This window comes from Paenibacillus sp. N22P23 (assembly GCF_059383735.1).
Genome location: NZ_JBXENT010000003.1, coordinates 648,775 through 671,553 on the forward strand (window position 1 = coordinate 648,775; position 22,779 = coordinate 671,553).

At 51.2% G+C, this 22,779-nt stretch carries 12 protein-coding genes; 10 read left to right on the plus strand and 2 right to left on the minus strand.

Annotated elements, in window-relative coordinates; all coding sequences use genetic code 11:
* Nucleotides 1-11: 11 nt before the first annotated feature.
* The 4 genes from AC506A_RS18035 to AC506A_RS18050 are packed head-to-tail and all read left to right on the plus strand — an operon-like array spanning nt 12 to nt 3,792.
* Nucleotides 12-890: a carbohydrate ABC transporter permease gene (locus tag AC506A_RS18035; protein ID WP_495462393.1), complete on the plus strand. Its 879-nt coding sequence runs from the start codon at nt 12-14 to the stop codon at nt 888-890.
* Complete coding sequence (locus tag AC506A_RS18040; RefSeq protein ID WP_495462394.1) at nt 877-1,716, plus strand: carbohydrate ABC transporter permease; 840 nt, start codon at nt 877-879, stop codon at nt 1,714-1,716. The genes AC506A_RS18035 and AC506A_RS18040 overlap by 14 nt, the downstream gene beginning before the upstream one ends.
* 30 nt (nt 1,717-1,746) lie before the next feature.
* Nucleotides 1,747-2,706, plus strand: a complete 960-nt coding sequence (locus tag AC506A_RS18045; protein WP_495462395.1) for an MTP-1 family protein — start codon at nt 1,747-1,749, stop codon at nt 2,704-2,706.
* A 21-nt stretch (nt 2,707-2,727) separates the two neighbouring features.
* Entirely contained in the window at nt 2,728-3,792 is a 1,065-nt protein-coding gene (locus tag AC506A_RS18050) for a BtaManbiosPhlase (RefSeq protein WP_495462396.1), read from the plus strand.
* Between the two features lie 144 nt (nt 3,793-3,936).
* Here the strand turns inward: AC506A_RS18050 and AC506A_RS18055 are convergent, their stop codons facing one another.
* On the minus strand, nt 3,937-5,556 hold the full coding sequence (locus AC506A_RS18055) for a glycoside hydrolase family 140 protein (RefSeq protein ID WP_495462397.1): 1,620 nt from the start codon (nt 5,554-5,556) through the stop codon (nt 3,937-3,939).
* A gap of 349 nt (nt 5,557-5,905) precedes the next feature.
* Between AC506A_RS18055 and AC506A_RS18060 the strand changes: the two genes are divergently transcribed.
* The 6 genes from AC506A_RS18060 to AC506A_RS18085 all read left to right on the plus strand — a co-directional run bounded on the left by AC506A_RS18060 (nt 5,906) and on the right by AC506A_RS18085 (nt 16,563).
* On the plus strand, nt 5,906-9,079 hold the full coding sequence (locus tag AC506A_RS18060) for a carbohydrate-binding protein (protein WP_495462398.1): 3,174 nt from the start codon (nt 5,906-5,908) through the stop codon (nt 9,077-9,079).
* 220 nt (nt 9,080-9,299) lie between these two features.
* The gene (locus AC506A_RS18065) at nt 9,300-10,217 is read left to right on the plus strand and encodes an ABC transporter permease (RefSeq protein ID WP_495462399.1); all 918 of its coding nucleotides are present in this window, start codon (nt 9,300-9,302) and stop codon (nt 10,215-10,217) included.
* Nucleotides 10,218-10,242: 25 nt separating this feature from the next.
* The gene (locus tag AC506A_RS18070; protein ID WP_495462400.1) at nt 10,243-11,145 is read left to right on the plus strand and encodes a carbohydrate ABC transporter permease; all 903 of its coding nucleotides are present in this window, start codon (nt 10,243-10,245) and stop codon (nt 11,143-11,145) included.
* A gap of 41 nt (nt 11,146-11,186) precedes the next feature.
* Nucleotides 11,187-13,148, plus strand: a complete 1,962-nt coding sequence (locus AC506A_RS18075) for a type 2 periplasmic-binding domain-containing protein (RefSeq protein ID WP_495462401.1) — start codon at nt 11,187-11,189, stop codon at nt 13,146-13,148.
* 81 nt (nt 13,149-13,229) lie between these two features.
* On the plus strand, nt 13,230-14,858 hold the full coding sequence (locus AC506A_RS18080; protein WP_495462402.1) for a response regulator transcription factor: 1,629 nt from the start codon (nt 13,230-13,232) through the stop codon (nt 14,856-14,858).
* Between the two features lies 1 nt (nt 14,859).
* Nucleotides 14,860-16,563: a sensor histidine kinase gene (locus AC506A_RS18085; RefSeq protein ID WP_495462403.1), complete on the plus strand. Its 1,704-nt coding sequence runs from the start codon at nt 14,860-14,862 to the stop codon at nt 16,561-16,563.
* Between the two features lie 145 nt (nt 16,564-16,708).
* Here the strand turns inward: AC506A_RS18085 and AC506A_RS18090 are convergent, their stop codons facing one another.
* A complete protein-coding gene (locus AC506A_RS18090; RefSeq protein WP_495462404.1) occupies nt 16,709-22,732 on the minus strand; it encodes a CBM35 domain-containing protein in 6,024 nt (2,007 codons plus the stop codon).
* Nucleotides 22,733-22,779 lie beyond the last annotated feature (47 nt).

Here is a 22,779-nt window from a genome sequence, read left to right on the forward strand (position 1 = left end):
GAGTTGTCCTAATGGATAAACAAAACAATCGATTGGGCTGGTTATTTACCAGCCCCTACCTCATTTATTCGCTGATATTTTTCTTCGGCCCGCTTCTCTGGTCGTTGTACCTGTCCTTTACGGACTGGGATTTAATCGCGCCAAGCTACAATTTTATTGGTCTTCGTAATTTCACAGACGCATTGAAGTCGCCGGGCGTTCACGCCGCGTTCTGGGTGACTTACAAATTCATGATGATTTTCGTCCCACTCGTGACGATTCTCGCACTGGGCGTTGCGGTCGTTGTACACAGCCTGCCAAGATTCAAGAGTTTGTTTCTAATCGGTTTCTTCCTGCCCTACTTGTCTTCTGGGGTCGTGTCGGCACTGATCGTCAAAGGGCTTCTGTCCTATTCGAGTCCGCTCAATACGTTTATGCGCAAGCTTGGCATCGAAAACATAGATTGGCTTGGCACTCCGATGGCGGCGCTGTTTGTCGTGGGGATGATACTAGCGTGGAAATTCACAGGGTATTATGCTCTGATTCTGACGTCGGGACTGAACAGCATCGACAACGAGATCTATGAAGCCGCCGCAATCGACGGCGTCACGGACCGCCAGCGATTCTGGCGCATTACGCTGCCGATGCTCTACCCGGCGTTCTATACGACGCTCATTTTATCGTTCGGCGTCACATTCGGCATTTTCACGGAAGTGTATCAATTAACCGGCGGCGGACCGAATTTTGCCACGAACACGTGGCAGATGGAGATTTTCAACCAAGCATTCAAAAACTTGAAAGCCGGCTACGCATCTGCCGTCGCACTGCTTGCGTCGATTGCTACCTTCATCTCGATCTTTATCATCCGCAAACTGCTGGAACTGTGGGGGAAACGCAATGGTTGGGTCTAACCGAAACAGTAAAAGCAAGTTGGTGGTCCGATACGTGCTGGCTGCCATACTTCTGTTCTTCATGGTCTACCCGTATTTATACATGGTGCTTAATTCGTTCGCGGATTGGAGCCAAATCGACAAGAAACTTGTACCGAATTCGTATTCCACGAAATCGTACGTTTGGCTGTTCTCCGGCGGCGAGACGGGCATATCGCGCCCTTGGGTGAGGTCGTTCTTCAATAGCGTGCTCGTATCGGTCGCTTCAACCACCCTGATGATGTTATCGGGCGTGATGGTTGCTTACGCGCTTTCCAAGTTGAATTTCCGCGGACGGGACACGATCAACAATTTCGTTTTGTTCCATATGTTTTTTCCGGCGATCATTTTGCTCATTCCGACCTTTCTGATCGTGCAGAAGGTCGGCCTGTACGACACCTATTGGGGCATGATACTCCCCAAGGCAGTCAGCCTGTGGGCTATCTTCATGTACACCAACTTCTTCAAGGCGATTCCGTCGGTGTTCATCGAGGCGGCCAAACTGGACGGCGCCAATGATTTCAAAATTATGTACCGCATCATGCTGCCGATGTCCAAGTCGATTACGACAGTCATCTTCCTGTTCCTGATCATGGAACGCTGGACGGAGCTTCTGTGGGATATGATCATCATACGCAGCGACGATATGCTGACGCTGAACGTGCTGCTGTCGCAAATGTTCGGACCGTACGCCACCTATCCGGGGCCGTTATACGCCGCGTCGGTACTGCTATCGGTGCCGATCATCATCCTATTTATTATTTTCGGCAAGAAATTCCAAGACGGCATGCAATTCAACTTAAAATAGTGAGTCTTATGGCGAGAGGAGTCGAACAGCTTGGGTTTGAATAAAACGGCTATTACAACATGCGAAGAACTGCTGAGAACGTTCCAGTCCTCGGGAGCGGAGCTGCGCGATGCGCAGAAGCTTACGTTTGCCGGGGCCGACGTTGAGGGCAAGGACGTTTACAATATTACCGCTCCCTTCACGGACGAAGGCGAACAAGTCATTGCGGGTCGCGTTGAGTCACGCGACAGCGAGCATTCCGATGTCCTGTTCTTCACGCAGCTTGACGGACGCTGGATGCCGCGCGCCGGTGCGCCGACATTTCGCTTGCAGGATCCTTTCTTCACGCGAATCGCCGGAGAGCTCGTTCTTGGCGGCGTAGAAATATTTCCCGATCCGTTGAAGCCGGATGCGCTGAAGTGGCGAACCGTCTTCTATCGAGGCGAGAATATCGCCTCGTTGCAGCCGTTCTTCAAAGGGCCAGACGGTATGAAAGATATCCGCCTCATTGAGCTCGCGGACGGTTTCATCGGTGTTTTCACACGTCCTCAAGGCGTGAAAGGCGGCCGGGGCAAAATCGGCTACGTCCGAATTGCCTCGCTGGACGAGTTAACCGTCGAGCGGATCAACGATGCGCCGCTATTGGATGGACAGTTCACCGATGAAGAGTGGGGCGGCGCCAATGAGGCCCACCTGCTCCGGAACGGGCTGGTTGGCGTACTCGGTCATATCGCCTCCTTCGACAAACAGGGGGACCGTCACTATTACCCGATGGCGTTCGTCTTCGATCCAACAGACGGGACCATCTCGGATATCAAGCTGATAGCCGTTCGTGCCGCCTTTTTGCCAGGCCCGTCGAAACGACCGGATCTGCAGGACGTTGTCTTCAGCGGCGGTCTTATACGCCAGGGAGATGGAACGGCCGTCCTGTACGCCGGGATAAGCGACGCCGAAGCGCAGCGGATAACCATCGCGGATCCGTTCGCGCAGTTTGAAACCGAATTTGCTTGATAAGGGAGTTATCGATTGTTCATGAATGTATACCGCTATGAAGAAAATCCATTGCTTACGCCGCTCGACGTGAAACCGCACCGCGACAATTTCGAAGTCATCGGCGCATTCAACGCAGGCATCGCGTCCTACAATAATGAAGTTATCATGCTGCTGCGCGTAGCGGAACGTCCGATCAGTCCTGATCCGGGCATCGTACTGGCGCCGGTCTATAATATGGCAACGAAAGATCTTGACCTGATCGAGCTGCGGCTTGACGACGAGCGCTATGACTTCTCTGACCCGCGCGTCATCAGGAACAAGTCGCAAAGCGCAACGTTCGAGTATTTAACCTCGATTTCTTATCTGCGGATCGCACGCAGTAAGGACGGCCACCACTTTACCGTCGACGAGAAGCCGTTCCTTTATCCGTCCCAGTCGCTTGAAACGTTCGGGATCGAGGATCCGCGCATTACGCAGATCGGCGACACTTATTACATTTACTATTCAGCAGTAAGCCCGGTCGGCGTCGGCGAGTCGATGGTATCCACAACTGACTTTGTGAACGTCACTTACCACGGCATGATTTTCGGGCCGGATAACAAGGACGTGCTTATCTTCCCCGAGAAGGTGAACGGCAAATATTACGCCCTTCACCGTCCGACGACCAAGAGCACCGGCAACCCGGAAATGTGGATCGCCGAGTCGGACAACCTGCTGTACTGGGGCAATCACAAACATCTGATCGGACTTCGCCCAGGCATGTGGGATGGTGGCCGGATGGGCGGCGGCTGCGTGCCAATCAAGACAGATCGCGGCTGGCTGGAGCTCTACCACGGCGCTACATTCGAACATCGCTACTGCATGGGGGCCGTGCTTCTTGATTTGAACGACCCGTCGAAAGTGATTGCCCGCTCGGGCAAGCCAATCCTGGAGCCGGAAGCCGATTATGAGAAGGAAGGTTTCTTCGGAGACGTGGTCTTCTCTTGCGGAGCGCTTGTGGAAGGCGACCTCGTCAAAATGTATTACGGCGTCGCGGACACGTCTATGGCGGCCTGCGAACTGAGTTTGCAGGAGATTTTGGACAGCTTGGAACCGATTGAATAACGCAGCTAACAAACGAAGAAGAGAAGAACCTCCGGGAAGGCGTCCCGGAGGTTCTTCATTTTTGAAGGCAAGCTACCTTTTTCGGATAACGAGCACGGCGTCGTAAATCCCCTTAGGCTGGCGAACCGTTAATTTGCTTAACTTCTAGACCCGCTCCAGCCGCAATATCCAATCATCTTGATCTGGTGTATAAGCCCGCCACATCATACCACTGCCATAGCCATGGTACTCGCCTGCAGCCGGGCTCCATTCGCCAGTCCTCGGGTTCATCCACTTTCCTTCATATTTCGAGCCGTCTTGCTTATCCCCGAGAATCATAACCATAATCGGCGTAGCTACCTGACCACCAGTGCAGTATATGACGTACTGGGACTGCAGAATAGCTGCGCAATACACATTGCTTTCGATCGTCGTGCTCACCCATTCCGGATGCGGCTCCAGCCGCTTCCAATCCACCGATTCCATGAGTGTTCGAACATGCTTCATCTGGCCTGAGCCGGGTAAATGCAAGTCATGCGTCCACAGGTCCGGTCGGAAAAAGTCTGTCCACTTCTCCTGCTGCTCGCCATTATAGAGCGACCAGATGCCATGTGCGCCATATGTTTGTCCAATACAACCTTGAAGTAGAGGCACATAAGTCGCGAATCGGATCGACTTCTCGTGAATTCTACCATCCTCCAACACGCAATTCGGATGGTTCTCGTACCACGATTCACTCATGATCGTCGGCTTTGGCGGCTCCATGTGATAATCAATATAAGGCAGCTCAGCCATAAAATTTTTGAACCCGAGCACATGCCCGACTTGGATTAAGTTGAAGTCATACCATTCCTCTGCATGGTAATGGCGGCTTCCGCTGTGCGGCGCGATGGAATGAACGGAGGTCGGATGATCGTACGGATCATAGCAGTGAATTTCCTGCCCAAGCACACGCCACCCTTCGACGTCGTCCGTGAACAAATATTCACCAGCCGGTGACCATATCACATTGCAGGCCGCATACCGTGCGATGATGTAGCGAAGATAGCGCTTGGCGTCTTCTCCCTTTATCCCCTGCAGTTCCTGTCCCCACATAGCCATCAGGCAAGGTACAAAGCCCTCCTCCAACATCAGTTGGATTCGCTGATCCAAGTAACGGAAGTAGGAAGGATTAATGCGGGAGTACCGCTCCAAATACGGGGCTCCGCCCTCGTTCAGGAAGTATTCGGGATCGTATCTCACATAGCTCGGCGTATCTTCCCCCCACTTATCCCCGGTTGGATGCCCAACAACCATCTGAATGACAGTAAACCCTTTTCTCTTTCGGTCATCTAAGTAGGTAGGCAGCGTGGCCTCCACATCGCAGCGAAGCGTATGAGCAGACCATAAAGTATCGCCCATCCAGTAGAAAGGTGTGCCGTCCGCATATTCGAACGAACGACCTGCCTCATGCACACGGATGAAACCTCGTCGATTCGGATTCGCAAGCAGCTCCCCCTCCTGCCACGCGCTGGCTGTCACAATGCCTTTCTGTCCATGCAGCCCGCTGTCTGTTTGCACCGAACAGACGGTAGTATACCGCCACTCCCCAGTTACTGGCGGCGCGAATCGAATCTTCCATTGGTTTTCCCCATCCCAAAAACCAGGAATGATGAGTTCCTGCCGATCAGAGCTTTCAAATCGAGCATATAGCACTACATCCAAAAACGGATTTTGATAGCCCCCCTCTGCCATAAAGGTAAGCTCTACGTATTCCCACAATTTCGTTTCTATTATTAGATCCATTCACCATCACCCTCCCGATTGTTAAAAATCCAGCCAACTACTAATAATCTTGTCATCATTGTAATTCAGACACTTCAATGAAAATAGTAAATAAACCGAGGAAATTTACCGCAATCCATAGATTTATTTCCACTAAAGTGGATACACAAGAAAAAACTAGGATTACATGCAAAAATCCCCTAGCTAATCATCAGATACCGTTAAACTTCCGAAAATTGTAGGGTATTGGTCATCAAGATCAGAGTGCTAGGATCTAGGAAGTACGAAATGAATGCGCATACATTTCGAAAGGCAGGTGAAGTAGCCAGCCCTAAAGCAGGTCGCTTTCCAACTATAAGGAGGGATATGAATGAGTATGATGTTTTCCACAGCAAGACCAGGCAGGAGATCAATTTGGTTACTAGCGTTTGCGCTTCTGATCGGAACTTTATCTGCGGCGTTCGGTCCGATCTCACCCATGCACACGGCGTCAGCTGCTGGTGCGGTTTATTACGTCGGAGGCACTGGCGCGTCCGACAGTAATCCGGGCAGCTCCTCTCAACCATTCGCAACGATCCAGAAAGCCTCTACCATGGCAACGGCCGGAGACACGGTTAGAATCCGCAGCGGCACTTACCGCGAAACGATAACCCCTACCAACTCTGGAACTTCCGGCAATCCGATCGTGTACGAGCCGGATGGCGATGCCGTCGTAACGGTTAGCGGTGCGGATACAGCCGATGGTGGCTGGACAGCTCATAGCGGCAGCATCTATAAGAAAACGATCACGATGACGAACGGCTACAACGCCAACATGACGAACAATTCGACGCTCATGGCGAACCAGGTCTTCGTGAATGGTCAAATGATGATCGAAGCCCGTTGGCCGAACCTTCCGGATTCGAACGACTTGCTGAACCGCAACGACTATCGAAGTGCCACGATCGGTACTTGGTCGACTGTGGGTTCACAAACGTTAAACGATTCAGGCATTCCAAGCATCACTGGCGGCTGGGCGGGCGGCACGATTTGGGTGAACGGATGGTTCATTTCTCAAACCCGTAATATTACCAACCAATCCGGCTCAACACTCACGTTATCCGGAGATCTCATCGGGGCAGACTTCCGAAAGTATTATTACTTGACCGGCAAGCTCGGGGCGCTCGACTCAGCCAAAGAGTATTTCTATGATGGCTCCCAGCTTTATCTATGGGCTCCCAGCGGCGGGAGTCCGACGAATGTCGAAGTAAAGAAACGCAATTATGCGTTCGAACTGAGCGGCAAATCCTATATTACAATCCGTAAGCTCAAGCTGTTCGCGGCAACGATTAATACCAATACATCCAGCACGAACATTACGCTGGACGAATTGAATGCGAAGTATATCAATCACAGTGTCACGTTGACGGATTCCGACGTGATCTACACCCACACGGGTCAGAGCGATACGACAGTAGGCTCGACAGGCATTCGCTTGCTAGGCGCAAACAGCAGGATCGAGGACAGTGAAATTTCATTCAGTTCAGGCCATGGCGTCTACCTCGGACCAAATTCTACCGCGCATAACAATCTGATTCACGATATCGATTACGAAGGCTCTTACACGGCAGGCATTGCGCCAGTCAACGGGACAGACGGACAAACGATTACGAACAATACGATTTACCGGACCGGACGATCGAGTGTTGATCTGCTAAACAGCAAGAACGTCACAATCGCGTACAACAATCTGTACGATTTCGGCATGAATAATATCGATTTAGGCACTATTTATTCCGCAAGGAATGCCGATACGACCGGCTTGCACATCCATCATAACTGGATTCACGACTTGAAAGCGCCAACGAACGGCTACGGTTTACAGACAGGCATCTACTTCGACCAGAATTCCGGGCCGTCGCGAATCGACCATAACGTTGTTTATTTCGCGAATAGCGGACCCGGCGTCGGGGATCTCTACGTGCAGCACACCGCCGAACGAACCTTTTCTCACGAAGTCTACAATAATACGTTCGCTACGCTGGGAGGCTACACGTCGTACAAGAACGAGAATTCAGCTTCGACGACGACGTTTGACGTCATGAAGAACAATATTTTCCGGAACGTTTTCCACTATACCTATATCGAATATACCCCCTCCGGCACAAACTCGCTCTACAGGACAACAGATCCTTTGTTCTCGGGAAGCGGATCGGATAGTCTCGCCTTCCGTCTGCAGAGCAGTTCTCCGGCTAAGGATACCGGAGCGATCGTCTCTGGCGTTACGGGCAGTTACGTCGGCAGCGCACCGGATATCGGGGCATACGAATACGGAGGTACGGATTGGGTGACGGGATACGTTGCTCCATCAGGCTCAGGTGGCGGAGGAAGCCCGCTCCATATCGAGGCTGAATCCTATAACGCGATGAGCGGCATCACGAATCCCGGAACAACCGTGGAAAGCACCGACGCCGGGGACTATGTTCGCTATAACGGCGTCAATCTGGGCAGCGGATACACGACATTCACCGCCAGGTACTCCCGCGGTAATACCGGCAGCGGCAGCGCCGAGATTCGCTTGGACAGCACGACGGGAACACTTGTCGGCACGCTCACAACGAACTATACCGGCAGCTGGGCCACGTTCACGACGGGCACGGCCAGCTTGACCGGGGCCAGCGGCACGCATGATGTCTTCATCGTATTTCCTGCCGGCTCCGGTACCGGTAATGGTAACTTGGACTGGTATGAATTCAGCGGTACCACTTCACCGCCGCCAACTCAAACGAAGTACGAAGCCGAAAGCGCCTCCCTCTCGGGTAATATTGCGACGGCTACCAATCACACAGGATACTCCGGCTCCAGCTTCGTCGCCAACTATTGGACTGCGGGCGACAGCGTTACCTTTACGGTCAACGCCGCGAGCGCCGGTAATAAAGACGTGACGTTCCGATATGCGAACGGCCAGACGGCAGCTAGAACGCTCAGTATTTATGTGAACGGGACGAAGATCCGTCAATCGAGTTTCCCGAACCTCGCAAACTGGGACACCTGGGGCGACAAGGTCGAAACCCTTAACTTGAACGCGGGCAGCAATACGATCGCGCTGAAGTTCGACAGCGGCGATAACGGTATCATTAATTTGGATTATTTGTCGCTGCCGGCCTCCACGCCGACAACGACGAAGTTCGAAGCGGAGAGCGCCTCCTACTCGGGCAGCGTCGCGACAGCCACGAACCATACGGGCTATTCCGGCTCCGGATTCGCCGCTAATTTCTGGGCAGCGGGCGATGCTGTCACATTCACAGTCAATGCCGCAAGTGCCGGCAGCAAAGACGTGACGCTCCGATACGCGAATGGCCAAACAACGGCTAGAACGCTGAGTATTTACGTCAACGGGACGAAGATCAGACAGACCAGTCTATCCAATCTAGCAAACTGGGACACATGGGGCGATAAGATCGAAACACTTAACTTGAACGCAGGAAGCAATACAATCGCGCTGAAATTCGACAGCGGTGATACCGGCGTCGTAAACGTGGACTTTATTTCCCTAACAAATTAAACGATCTAAGAATGAAGAGCAAGGAACCGTTAACTCGGTTCCTTGCTCTTTTTTTGATGTAGAAACCCGGATTCGACATCCTCCATATTCCGTTACTTTTCCGCGAATCGTGTGGTATATCGGTCTGAACCACGATGTTAAGATAGGCATAGACAAACGAACTGTATGCGTTCTCAGTGTCGAAAACGCAACGGAAACAACGGAAAGGACGGATGTGTTGATGACGTCGCACAAACGCAGATTGCGTTCGGATTACACGATTCTATATGTGCTGTTAGTACCTGGATTAGTGTTAACGTTCATTTTTCAATACTTGCCTATGTTCAGCAACATCATCGCTTTCATGGATTACAGTCTGTTCGACGGCTGGATGGGTTTGGATAGTCCCTGGGTCGGCTTTAAACATTTCGGGTTCATCACCGAGTCCTGGTTCCACCAATTGCTCTGGCGTACGATCTACTATAACGTCGTAAGCCTGATCTTCTGCTTCCCGGCTCCACTTATACTGGCACTGCTCATGAACGAGATTCGAAGCACCAAGTTCAAGAAAGTCGCTCAATCCATCACCTACGTTCCGCATTTCGTATCTTGGGTTACCGTCGCAGGACTCTTCTATATATTCCTCAGCGTCGATCCATCCGGATTTGTGAACAACATTAAGGTGGCTCTGTTCGGCGGAGAACGTACAGTGTTCATGCAAGATTCAAACCTATTCCTGCCGCTGCTCATTCTCTCTCAAACCTGGAAGGAAATCGGTTGGGGCAGCATTCTCTACTTGGCAGCAATGACGATGATCGACCCCCATCTCTACGAAGCTGCGAAAGTTGATGGAGCCGGACGCTGGCAACAGTTGCTTCGTATTACATTGCCATCTATGATTCCAACGACGCTCATCCTGCTAATCTTCGCCTTGGGCGGCATGGTCGGCGGCAACTTTGATCAAATCTTCAATTTCCAGAATATCGTCATCCAAGAAGACACGAACATCATTAATACCTTCACCTTCTACAAAGGGGTACGGGAGCAGCAATTCTCTCTGGCAACAGCGGTCGGATTATTCTCTGGTGTGATCAGTTTCTTGCTGCTAATGGCAGCCAACTATACGAGTAAGAAAGTCAACGATACTTCGATCATCTGACGGAGCAACGAAAGAGGTGAATAACTTGAACGGATTAGCCGCACGTGACAAAACCTGGTTCGACACCGCAAACCTCTTGATCATTTTCGTCTTATGTGCAATTACGTTGTACCCCTTCTGGTACATCTTCGTTCTTTCTTTGAACGAAGGAAAAAACGCCGCACTAGGACCGATCTGGCTCTGGCCAAGAGAGTTTACACTCGACAACTACCAATACGTGATACGAAACCCATACATTTTGGACGCCTTCGGAGTTACGATTGCCAGGGCAATTATCGGATCATTGATTTCTGTAGGGGTCACCTTCTTGGTGGCGTTCTCCCTGTCTCATCGCAGCCTTCCCGGCCGTAAAGCAATTCTATTCTATTACATGATGCCGATGTTCATAGGCGGAAGCGTCGTCTCGAATTATGTCATCATGGCAAAGCTTGGCCTGATTAATAACTTCCTGGTTTACGTTCTTCCCGGCGCTTTCGTCTTCTTTAATATGATCATCATGAGAAGTTTCATCGAACAAATCCCGCCCGAGATTCAGGAATCCGCCATGATCGACGGCGCCGGAAAGCTCAGGACGCTAATCAGCATCATCGTTCCTTTATCTAAACCGATCTTGGCAGCCATGCTGTTCTTCGCTATCGTTGGCGCCTGGCTCGATTTCGGAGCGAACCTTCTCTATGTAACCAAACGAAGCCTGTATGTGCTGCAATACGTGCTTTACATGACGGTATTGTCTAGCCAAAGTAATGAAATGATCCAACTCATGGCTTCTACCGGCAAAATGCCGACCAACGTATCGTCGGAACTGCCGACACCGGAAGTATTGAAGATGAGCACACTTATTGTCGTCACGCTGCCTCTTCTCTTCGTTTATCCGTTTTTCCAGAAATATTTTGTCAAAGGTATGATGGTTGGAGCCGTAAAGGCTTGATCATAGCGTTATACTCATAATAAGGGGAGCGTGTACGAAGTATGCTATGGGGCAATAAAAAAGGGGTTAAGCTTGCACTTGCGTCCGTGATGGTTTTGACGCTTTTGGCCGGCTGTACGAAAGACAAGGGCTCCAATGAGCCTTCAAGTAATTCGGCAAGTAAGTCCGAGAACACGACAGCAAATGCTGCACAAGAGACGACGCAAGAAGGAACGCAAGATCCAACGACAAACTTCAAGGAATTAAAAATTACGATGCTTGGAGACATGCAAACCGGAACATCGAAGCCTACCGAAGACGTGCTGACTCCAATTTGGCGCGAGAAAACAAAGGTCATTCCGGAAATCGTGCAAATTCCGCCGGGTATGGACCGGGCGCAATGGTTTCAAAATCAGATCGTTGGCGACACTCTGCCTGATATTCTGGCGGTCAACGGGATTTTCAGCGTCACTCAGCTTCGCAGTATGTTGATTGAAGGAAAACACATTCGTGAAATCTCGAAAGACGACATTAACAAGTATATGCCTCGTACTGTAGCGTACCTGAAAGAACTTGGCGTTACAGTGGACCAATATTACGAAGATAATCTGGTTGACGGCAAGCTTTGGTACATCCCAAGCGGCAATGATACAAGCACCCTCGATCCGATGGCTTTCCCGAACATCCGGGATGCTGTCAGCGAGAAGAACCCGCCGCCAACTGAGCCTTATGCCGTTTATCTCCGCGACGATATTCTCAAGCAGATCTTCCCGCAAGTGAAAACGGAGAAGGAATTGAAGGATCTATACGTCAGCAATGGCGGCAAGCTCAGCTTCGAAGAAGCGAACGACATTCCAATCAATAGCCAATCGGACATGCTCGCGTTCTTGCATAAAGTCAAAGACTTGAATCTCAAAGTCGGAAACAAGCAAGTGATTCCAGGCCACCTGAGCTTCAACAACACCGTAGATTCGCTTCTATGGTCCAGCTACACAACTGCCGGCTTCTGGTGGACGAATTTCGCCAATAACGTGGCGAACGGTGAGCAGATCAACTATGCCCCACTCACGGCGCAATGGAAAGATTACATTAAATTCTACAACACGCTCTACAATGAACAGCTAATCGACAAAGAGAACTTCATTCAGAAAGACGAGCAACGAAACGCGAAAATCATTAACGGCGAGTATGCGGTCTTCAACGCATGGGGACCGGTTGCCGATGCACGTGCCTTGTCCGATAAAGAGAATCGCGGCTACGGGTTCCGCAGATTGATTTTGTTCCCGCAATCTCCAATGACAGGTGAATTCCAAAACGCTGCCATCGCTCCGAACAGCATCAACGGATCAGGCATGGGCGTCGGAATCAGCTCGAAGATCACAGACGAAGAACTGCCGCAAATCCTGAACTGGATCGATTGGAACCAGTCGAAGGAAGCAAACGAGCTGCGTGAATGGGGTCTTCCTGAATGGTCCACAGGTACAGGCAAAGACCGCAGATTCAAGCCTGAATTCAAAGACATGGAGAACTGGATCCTCTACCAGAAAGACGGAGAGAAAGATGGTCCTCACTACGGTCTGTATTTGCAGAACAACACGCACGCCGCTTGGAACGCAGAGACGTATCAAATTGCGGGATTGCCTTATGCAGAAGGTCCGATTTACACATATCCGACAGTTGCTGACGCGAAAACCGTCAATATCGATATGGTCACGCAAGTCGTTAACCGCCAGCATTTCGCAGAGAATGTTACCTATTACCGGAAAATCGGCTGGACCGAAGCGGATCTCGATCCGGAAAGCAAGCTTGGCAATCTGAGTAAATCGAATGGCTGGGAAAGCGATTCGGGTAGAAGCACGATCGTGAAGGCCATTGTCGGCAAACCAGATGACTTCGACAAAAACTATGATGCCTACCTCGGCACGTACAGTCAGGAATGGAAAGACGCTTTCGGTGAACTGCAATCCAAGTATAAATCGATCTACGATCAATTCATCAAACCTGAGCTGGACAAAGTAAAATAACGAACGCTAAAATGAATGCAACCCCTCTTCTATCAACAAAGAGGGTTGCATTCATTGCGGTTTCTTAAGGGGAGACAGGCCATGTTAACATTGCTTATCGTAGACGACAACCCGGCCGATCGGGAAGGTATTCGCCACCTCGTTCCCTGGGATGAGCTCGGTATCCGGGTCGTCGACAGCGCCGTGAATGGCGAAGAAGGTTTACGCAAATGTATGGAACTCCAGCCCGATCTTGTCATTACCGACGTTTCGATGCCCGTGATGGATGGCATACAAATGGCCGGAGCCATACGCCAGGCATTGCCGAATACCGGGCTTCTGTTTATGAGCTGCTTCGATGAATTCGATTACGTAAAGGGCGCACTCAAGAACGGCGCATATGGCTATGTGCTGAAGCCGATCAACATCGAGGAATTAATGGAAGCTGCAGGAAAAGCGGTCTCGGTCATTAGGCATGAACAAGCTCAATCGAATCGCATCGTGGAGCTTCGGGAGCAAGTGGAACAAAGTCTCCCTGTCTTGCGCGAGCGGTTCATTCAAGAGCTGGCCATTCAACCTCATCTGGTTGATAACGATACTTTATCCGATCGTTTGCATTTTCTCGGTATTCCTGAAGGCAAGACGTTCACGATCGTACATATAGGCTTAGAGACGAGCGAAGAAGACCGCGAAGTGTCCATGGACCGGTTGTATATGGCAGGCTACTCCTTGAAGAGCGGGTTCGAACGGTCAATCGCCGGACGATATGAAGGCTACGTCATTATGCAGGACCTTACGACGGTCCGATATATGCTGTTTATCGATCCCTGGGAAGAAGAAGACAGCGTCGGCCGATTGCTGGACCTTGTAGGCGAATTTAAGGAAGCGGTTTCAACGGAGCTCGGAATGCCCGTTTTCATTGTAATCGGAGATTTCTCTACGCAGCTTACAGAAGCGAATCATCACTATGAGCAAGTCTTACTGGCCGCAGATTCCCGTTATTATTCAGGAGCCAATCGGATCATTCTGGTATCCGAAGTGAAGGCGAAGGATGCTCCGCCCGAATACGACTTCAAGACGTTAAAGCTTCGGATGGCCGAACTGCTGGATCGTGAGGAAACCGGTCAGGAAGACGTGGATGCCTTTTTGGACAGTTATTTCTCAAGCGGACACCGATTTCCCTCCTATTATTACAAAGGTCTGTCTCTAGCAATCATAACGACGCTGCAGGCTCAGCTGCTGGAGAAGAACGAGAGCCTCCTCAGCGTCATCGAAGACGTGGAAGGCATCTGGCGCTCGCTCGAACATATGGACAACGTGGATTCGATTCGAAGTAAGCTTGGCGAGACCATCTGCTCCGTCTGCTTGCATCTATCCCGCGCACATACAGGCGGCAAGTACGGCAAAATCGTAGAAGATATCAAAGACCTCGTCGATCGCGATTACGGCAATTATACGAATATTGAACAAATCGTGCAGCCGCTCTATTTGAGTGCTGCCCATGCTAACGCGATATTCAAACAACACACCGGTCAAACGATCTTCGATTATTTGATCGGCAAAAAAATCGAAGTGGCCAAACGTATGCTGCTCGATCCTTATATTAAAGTATACGAAGTCGCCCAACATGTCGGTTACCGGAGCAAGTCCTATTTCTCCCTCGTTTTCAAGGACTATACGGGTATGACCCCGAGACAGTACATGGATAAGCAAAGCAAACGGGGGCAATAAGATGAAGTGGCGATTACGGGTTACCTATCCCGCCGATAGTGTAAAGTTCAGGGTGCTGCTCAACCTGATCATGTTCACGACGATTCCGTTCATTATTATCTCTTTCCTTATTGGTTTCTATCTGTATAACGACTTTAAGACTTCCTATATTCACAAAGTGCAGGAATCAATTAACCAGGCTGCCGAACCAATCAACCATGATTTCGCCCGGTATATGGACCGAAGCAACATCATCTTGTCCGGCCCTTATTATGTTCCCCTGCTCAACAATAAAGACAGCATTAATAACATCGTGGTCATGACGGATTTTCAAAGGCTGTTCGAGGCGACTTTCACCGAATCGGATATTTACCAATATCAATTTTACTTGAAAAATTACACAGGTCTAAAAGGCAGCTTCATCGAGGATTTGAACGACAGGGATGCCTCCGAGATCTCTTTCGTCGAAGAGAAAGTGATCAAAGGTAATCCTACCGGATTCGTGTGGGCGCCTGAATGGACAATTATCAATAACAGGCCCTACATAACCTTTTACCGGAATCTAGTGACGCTTGCAGCCTTTAAAGGCGCACTTGCCGTCAATATCCCCTTGCCTTCGCTGAATTATTATTTAAGCGACCTGAATATGCAGAAGAACGTGCAAATCATAATGCGCAAAGGATCGAATTATTATTGGGACGGGGAGCTGTTTGCTGACAATCCACTCTCCGGCAGCAGAGCCCTGCTCACGCAAACGGAGCTGAAGGATGGAAGCCGACTGATCGCATTCGTTCCCAAGTCGACTTTCGATCACCGACTGCTCCAAATTATCGGTTGGATGGCAGCGTGCCTGCTGCTGCTCATTATAGCGGTCATATATACCTCGTCGGTCACGGCGAACAAGATTACCGGTTCCTTCAACGAATTCGTCAGTTATTTGAAAACACATGACCACTCGCTCGACGATAATGAAATTTGGAAAATGTCAAACCGGAACGACGACGTCGATGTGATCAAAAACCGGTTGATCAACGTACTGCGCAAGCTTAACGACTCCTACTCAGCTTTAACCAGCAGCCGAACCGAGAACATCAAACTGGAGATGGAGTTGCTGCAGGCCCGAATTAACCCTCATTTGCTCTACAATACACTGTCGGTCATTAAATGGGCGCTTCTAAAGCAGAAGGATCGACAAGGCGCGCATACGATCGATCTAATGACCAGCTATTACCGGATCGCGCTGAACAAGGGAACCGGCCAAATAGCGGTCGCCAAAGAGTTGAAGATGATTGGGCTCTATGTCGATATTATCCGGTATACGCATAACACAAACTATCAATATGATGTGCAAGTCGACGTGGACGCGATGAGCCGCAGCATCCCTCTGAATCTGCTTCAGCCCATTGTGGAGAACAGTTTGATGCATGGACTAAACGGTAAGGGTGAGCACGGCAAGCTGCGTATTCGCGGATATATCGAAGAGAACGAGCTCGTATTTACCATCGAAGACAACGGCTACGGCATCGCCCCGAACAAAATTGATCAATTATCGAAGCTGGAATACCAGCCTGAATACGGCGGGTACGGCATAAAAAACGCCATTCGGCGATTGAACAACTTGAACGGAACGCCGGGAGGCCTGACAATCGATAGCGAGCTCGGGCAAGGAACCACAGTAACGATTAGAATTGACCTTGACCGTCTAACAGAGCGAGAAGCCGTGTAATCGGCAACCAAATGACAATCAGAACGACGCTCTCGGTGCGTAATTGCGCGCCGAGAGCGTCGTTCGTTTTGGCTATAATTGAAAGACAATAAAAAGCTCCTCAGCCTCGCAAGAATTACCTTGCTTGACCAAGAAGCTTGAATCATTACTTGCTTAGATTATTCAACAATCGCATCAATACAGTTGCCGCCTGTGCCCTTGTGCTATGCTCTTGTGGGCCGAACAATCCGTCGCCGAGGCCATTGGCCAGCCCTAGGCTTACCGCGATTCGGACCGAATCGGCAGCCCATGCGCTGATTGAGGCTTGATCGGAGAATTGCGAGTCCTCAGTTGCAGGTACACCCGGCAGCGTATGTCCCGATGCATATGCATAAGCTCGCAGCAGGATAACGATCATTTGCTCCCGGGTAATCTTGGCGTTCGGAGCAAACTTGCCTTCGCCGACGCCGTTTACGATCTTCGCTTCGACAGCGGCGTCGATGGCTTTGCCATACCAAGCTTTCTTTGCTACGTCAACGAATGCCGACGCTCCATTTGCGCTCGGCAAGTTGATCGCTCTTGCGATCATCGAGACGAATTCGGCGCGGGTCACGCTGCCATTCGGCACGAATTGCCCATCCACCTTGCCGATGACGATTTGCTTAGCCGCGAGCGCCTCAATTGCCGCCTGCGCCCAGTGCCCTTGGATATCGGCAAAAGTCAGACTGCTTTCCATGACCGAATACTTGGAGAAGTGCGCCAGCTGCGCATTCACCGTTCCATCTGGGTTCAGGGTGCCGCCAATGTATTCCCAGTACCCAGTCGATTCGTTGAAGTAATAAACGCCGACTTTGCTAGGATCCTTAATCTTAGCCGGATCGACTTTGAAGCTCACGTCGAGCGGCGTATTGAAGTTATGAACCTCCGTATTGCCTACGAACAGATCAAGATCGTAAATGGCCGATTCGGATTCGAGACCTTGCGGAAGCTGTTCTCCCGTCTTGATCGACCAACTGAGACGAACGGTTCCGGCATCTGCCTTCACGTTCAACGTCCCCGGGTTAAGCTTTAGCTGAATGCCATTGCTCTCAATAATAATTGGCTTGCCACGTTCATTCGCGAGGGCGATGACTTCAGCCGTCAGACTGACTTCCACTTTATCGACGGCTTGCTTCGGCGTAACGTCAATGTTCAAGCTGTCACCGCTGCCGTTAAGAGCGGTAACCAGAATTGCCGTGTTCGTCGTGAACGTCCATACTTTGCTGCCGTTGCCTTCCGTGCCGATCGTTCCTTGACCGTAACCTGCCGCTGGAGGTATCGGCGTTGACGTTGTCGGCGGTGTCGGTGGTGTTGGTACCGCCTCAGTCATGGCGGGCAGCGAGATATAGTCGAGATTCGCGATACCGGTATCGCCTTCGTCAAACTGAAGCGTGATTGTATTCGTTCCGGCGTTCAAAAGCAGCTTCTCGACCTTACTGCCCCACGTATCCCAGTTCGCCAAATTCAACAAAGTGGTCTGCCGTACTTTCGTATCATTGATATAGATGGTCAGGGTTCTATCCGAGCCCATGCTATTGGCATAGCGGAAGGTGACGTCTTTGTTTCCGGCCGATGCAGCTTCTACTGTGAAGGCGACAGCATCTCCCGGACCCCAGTAGTTGGCCGCGAATCCCGTGCCCGAATAGCCGGTATGGTTGGTATCGTTCGCGATATTGCCTTTATGCGTCGCGCTTTCCGCCTCGTAAATCGTAGGCGCCGGTATCGGCACGGATAGGTAATCGAGATTCACGATGCCTGTATCTCCTTCGTCAAACTTAAGCGCGATCGTATTCGATCCGGCGTTCAAGTTTAACGTTTCAAGCATGTTGCCCCACGTATCCCAGTTCGCCAAACTTGGCAAACTGGTTTGTCTGACTTTCGTTCCGTTCACATAAACGGTGAGCGTTTGCGCCTTGCCCATGCTGTTGGCGTAACGGAACGTGACGTCGTGGTCACCGGCGGCCAAGGCATCCACCGTGAACGTAACGGCATCGCCCGCCCCCCAGTAATTGGCTGTAAAGCCTGTACCCGAATAGCCGGTATGATTCGTATCTGTCGCAATATTGCCCGCGAAGACGGCGTTTTCTGCTTCGTATATCGTAGCAGGCAAGGCAACGCTCACATAGTCCAAGTTCACGTGTGCAATGTCGCCCGAATCATACTTATACGTAATCGTATTGACGCCTTCGTTTAATTCGATTGAATCCGTGATGAATCCCCACGAATCCCAGTCGGCGAAGCCCGGTATCAGCGTTTGCCTAAACTTCTTGCCATTGACGTAAATCGTCAGGCTCGAGATAGCGCCGCCATTGGCGTACCGCAGCGTAACGTCGCTCGGGCCAGCGGATGCGGCGTGAACCGTGAACGTGACCGATGCGTCTTCATCGCCGAAGTGATCGACGAAGCCTTCGCCGGAATAGCCTGTATGATCGGTATTAACCGATGCTCCGCCGTCAAGCACCGCTTCCTCCGCTTCGTATTTCGTACCCGCTGCCGGAAGTTGCGTATTTGGCGCTGGCGGAGGCGTTACCGGATCTGTCGGCTCGATGACGGTCGGCGGCGGTACGGCCGGTTCCTCGTAAGGCACGTATATCGCATCGAGGAGAACATTTCCCTTATCCTCCGCATCAACCTTGAAAGCAATCTCGTTCTCTCCTGCATTCAAAGCGACCGTTTCGGTCACCACATCCCACGCATTCCAACCGTTCGTGCTTGGGAGCGTGAGCTGCTTCACCTTGTCGCCATTTACGTACAAGCTCAAGCTCGCGTCTGTCTCGTTCCCGTTTGCATACTTCAGCGTCAACGTTTTGTCGCCTGCGGTTCCGGCATTCACCGTGAATTCGGCCGAAGCATCCTCACTGCCGAAATCGCCTAGATAACCGCTGCCGGAATAGCCGGTCTGTTCAGCAGCAATACCTGCGCCATCCGTCGTAGCGGCTTCTTCTGCCTCGTATACCGGCATCGTGCTCACAACGACCCGATCGGCGCTATGATAGAAGTTATCCGACGCCGCATTTTTCGTCCCCGTGATGCGCACCTTCATAATGTGCTCCCCGCTCGTCAGCACAGAGCTCGTATACACGAGCGTATTATGAATTTTAGTAGGGTTGTAGGTATCGACTAACGTTTCTTCACCGCCGTCGATGGACACGCCGATGATGCCTAACGATTTATACTTCTGAGCATATAGTCTTACTTGCGTGCCATCAAATCGAACTTGATAATAAGAGTCGGTCGTGCTCGAGTAGTGCTCGTTGTCCATGTACGCGCCGGCTTCGGGACTGACTCCCCAAGTTCCGACGAACTCGTACTGATTCTTATCCGTACCTGTATCCATATCATTGATCGCTATGGAGGACGAGAACGGTACAAAACCCGTTACAACCTGAACCCGGTCGGCGCTATGATACGTGTTATCCGATGCATCGTTCTTCGTGCCCGTGATGCGCACCTTCAAAATATGACCGCCGTATTCAAGTTCGGGGGTTGTGTAGACGAGGGTATTGTGAATCTTGGTCGGACTATAGCAATCGACCAGTTCTTCTTCCCCGCCGTCCACGGACACGGCCACGATGCCAAGCGATTTATACTTCTGGGCGAATAGTTTCGCCTGCGTACCGACGAACCTCACTTGATAGTAAGCGTCTGTCGTATTCGAATAATGCTCGTTATCCATGAACGCGCCCGTTTCTGGACTTGTTCCCCACGTGCCAATGAACTCGAATTGGTTCGCTCCTCCGCCGACATCCGCATCGTTGATGTCGATTGTTCCCGTCGTCACGACCACGCGATCGGCGACATGAACATAATTGGATGAGTTGACGTTCTTCGTTCCCGTCACGCGTACCTTAAGCACGTGCTCGCCAAGAGACAGTTTCTCACTTGAGTAGAGCAGCGTATTATGGATCTTCGTTGGGCTGTAGCCGTCTACCAGCTTCTCCGGACTGCCGTCGATGGAAATCGCCGCGATACCGAAGGAGCTGTTCTTCTGCGCATACACCTTCACTTGCGTGCCGGTAAACTTCACTTCGTAATACGCGTCGGTTTCGTTCGAGTAATGCTCGTTATCCAGATAGGCTCCGGTTTCCGGACTTACACCCCAATTGCCGACGTAATGGAACTGATTCTGGCCTTCTCCTTCGACTGCGTCGTTGATCGTTATCGTCCCGTTCGATGCGCCGCCTGCATCGGTATCGCTGTCGGGAGAAGCAGCGTCCGGATTCTCGTAATTCGGCGACCAATTCTGTCCAACGTAGCCCGGGACCCAATCTTCGCCGCCGAACTCGTATGCGCCGATGTCGGGCTTAATGCCGGCATACCCATCCGTTACGCCTACAATATCGGCGCCTGCGTCGATCGCTTGCGAGCTTTCTTGCAGTCGGAACCGCAAGCCGCGCTCCCCTTCGTTCAGGAACTTAGGCGTCTTGTTCATCGTGAGGGAAGTCGACGTCGGCGTGCTGCCTACGACTTGATCCCTGTAAATATTGTTGATCAGCACATCCGCTGGAACCATCGTGTAATTCAAGTACGAAGCGGTTTCACCCGTCGCGAACGTGTTGTTATAGATGTGGTGGACTTGCTCGGCCGCGCTCTCGTGCTGGACATAGATGTCCACGTCTTCGTTATTCCACAGCACGTTGTGGTCTACTTGCGTTGGACCTGCGCCTTGGTCATAATAAATGCCTGCAACGAGGCCGTTACCTTCCAAATCTGCCTTCGTATCATGAATCCAGTTGTGATAAATCCGGGTTCCATCGAGATCCGCATTGCGCGCAGAGTAGATCGCCCCGGTATCGGTATTGATTAAGCCATAGTTATAAAGATCGTTGTACCCGATTTCGACGTTCTGGGCCGGTAACAAATCGATGTTTGAGCGTCCTACGTCGTAAATCGTATTATGGAGAATTTTCTGATCGGATGTATTCGACACGGGACTAATGCCGCTCGCGTACGTTCCATCGTATGCTACATCGTGCACGACGTTGTTTTCCGCAATATTGCCCGTGCCGAGGACGATACCTTGGTTAGAGCTGTATTCGACGATGCTGTTCTTGATCACGCTGCCCGGCCCGATCAGACGAATACCGGTTTCATTGGTATGCGAGTAAATCACGTCCGAATCGGTTAACGTTACGCCATGGCTGATATATTGGGCTTTCATGCCGTCTAGCATAATATTCGAGCTGCTCGCGTCCGTAGTGATCGTCGCCGCGAAGATATCGATGCCATGGACTGTAATATTGGACTTGCCGCTCAGGTCGAACGCATAGTTCCGCATTTTCACTTCGACGCCGGAAGGGCTTTCGTTGTTCGGCATCCATAAGTAGAGGTCTGTTCCGTCATAGAACCATTCTTTGGCCGTATCGAGCGCGCCGAGCTTGCCGGTCAAATAGTAGTAATCCCGGAAATCCGCATCGATGTAATTGCCAGGCAACGTCAGCTGCGATCCCGAATCTTCGGAAATGCTCCGCGTCTGGGAAATAAACCAGCCATTCGTCCACAGCGTGCCGCCGGCCCAGCCGCCTTCGATTGCCGGTATCTCCGAGTCACTGAGCTTCAGCGAGCTGCCGCTGGCAGTCCAAGTAGCAGCCTTGCCGTCTCTGTAATCCGCACGATTCATCAGATCGTCCGAATCAGATACGTTCGGCCAGCGCGCTTCGATCATCATCTTGCTGTTCACGAACACTTGGTTGGCGAGCAGCGTATCATTGCTCGTAATGTGCTCGTTGTAGCCGGAATCCGGCAGCGAGATAGCTTTCTTATAGATATTGCCCTCATACACGCTCCAGCCGCCGTCTGCGGCATCCGTTCCGCTAACCGTAACAGCCGCGTTACCATCTGGCTCGAATACGATCGGCTCGCCATCGGAGCCGGAATTCGCGGGAATAACGGTCTCGCGATAGATGCCGTCTCGGATCTTGACGGTATCTCCCGCCTCCGCGATAGTCGCGGCATACTGAATCGTTGCGAAAGGCTCTGACTCGGTGCCGGGATTGGCATCAGATGCGCCGGCTCCGCCGACGTAATACACATGACCATCGTCGGCATACGCGCTAGCTTGCGGAAATACCGACAGGAGTAAAGCCGTCAACATCATGAAAACGATTGCTTTTCTAGACGTGCGTTGCCGTAAAACAGGACTACTGGACATTTCTTCCCCTCCAAACATAGAAATGATAGCGGCAAAACTATGAACAG

Excerpts from the sequence above, each read along its gene's own strand:
- AC506A_RS18035 (WP_495462393.1), top strand. The coding sequence starts at position 12 with ATGGATAAACAAAACAATCGATTGGGCTGGTTATTTACCAGCCCCTAC.
- AC506A_RS18040 (WP_495462394.1), top strand. The coding sequence starts at position 877 with ATGGTTGGGTCTAACCGAAACAGTAAAAGCAAGTTGGTGGTCCGATAC.
- AC506A_RS18050 (WP_495462396.1), top strand. The coding sequence starts at position 2,728 with ATGAATGTATACCGCTATGAAGAAAATCCATTGCTTACGCCGCTCGAC.
- AC506A_RS18055 (WP_495462397.1), bottom strand. The coding sequence starts at position 5,556 with ATGGATCTAATAATAGAAACGAAATTGTGGGAATACGTAGAGCTTACC.
- AC506A_RS18060 (WP_495462398.1), top strand. The coding sequence starts at position 5,906 with ATGAGTATGATGTTTTCCACAGCAAGACCAGGCAGGAGATCAATTTGG.
- AC506A_RS18065 (WP_495462399.1), top strand. The coding sequence starts at position 9,300 with ATGACGTCGCACAAACGCAGATTGCGTTCGGATTACACGATTCTATAT.
- AC506A_RS18075 (WP_495462401.1), top strand. The coding sequence starts at position 11,187 with ATGCTATGGGGCAATAAAAAAGGGGTTAAGCTTGCACTTGCGTCCGTG.
- AC506A_RS18080 (WP_495462402.1), top strand. The coding sequence starts at position 13,230 with ATGTTAACATTGCTTATCGTAGACGACAACCCGGCCGATCGGGAAGGT.
- AC506A_RS18085 (WP_495462403.1), top strand. The coding sequence starts at position 14,860 with ATGAAGTGGCGATTACGGGTTACCTATCCCGCCGATAGTGTAAAGTTC.
- AC506A_RS18090 (WP_495462404.1), bottom strand. The coding sequence starts at position 22,732 with ATGTCCAGTAGTCCTGTTTTACGGCAACGCACGTCTAGAAAAGCAATC.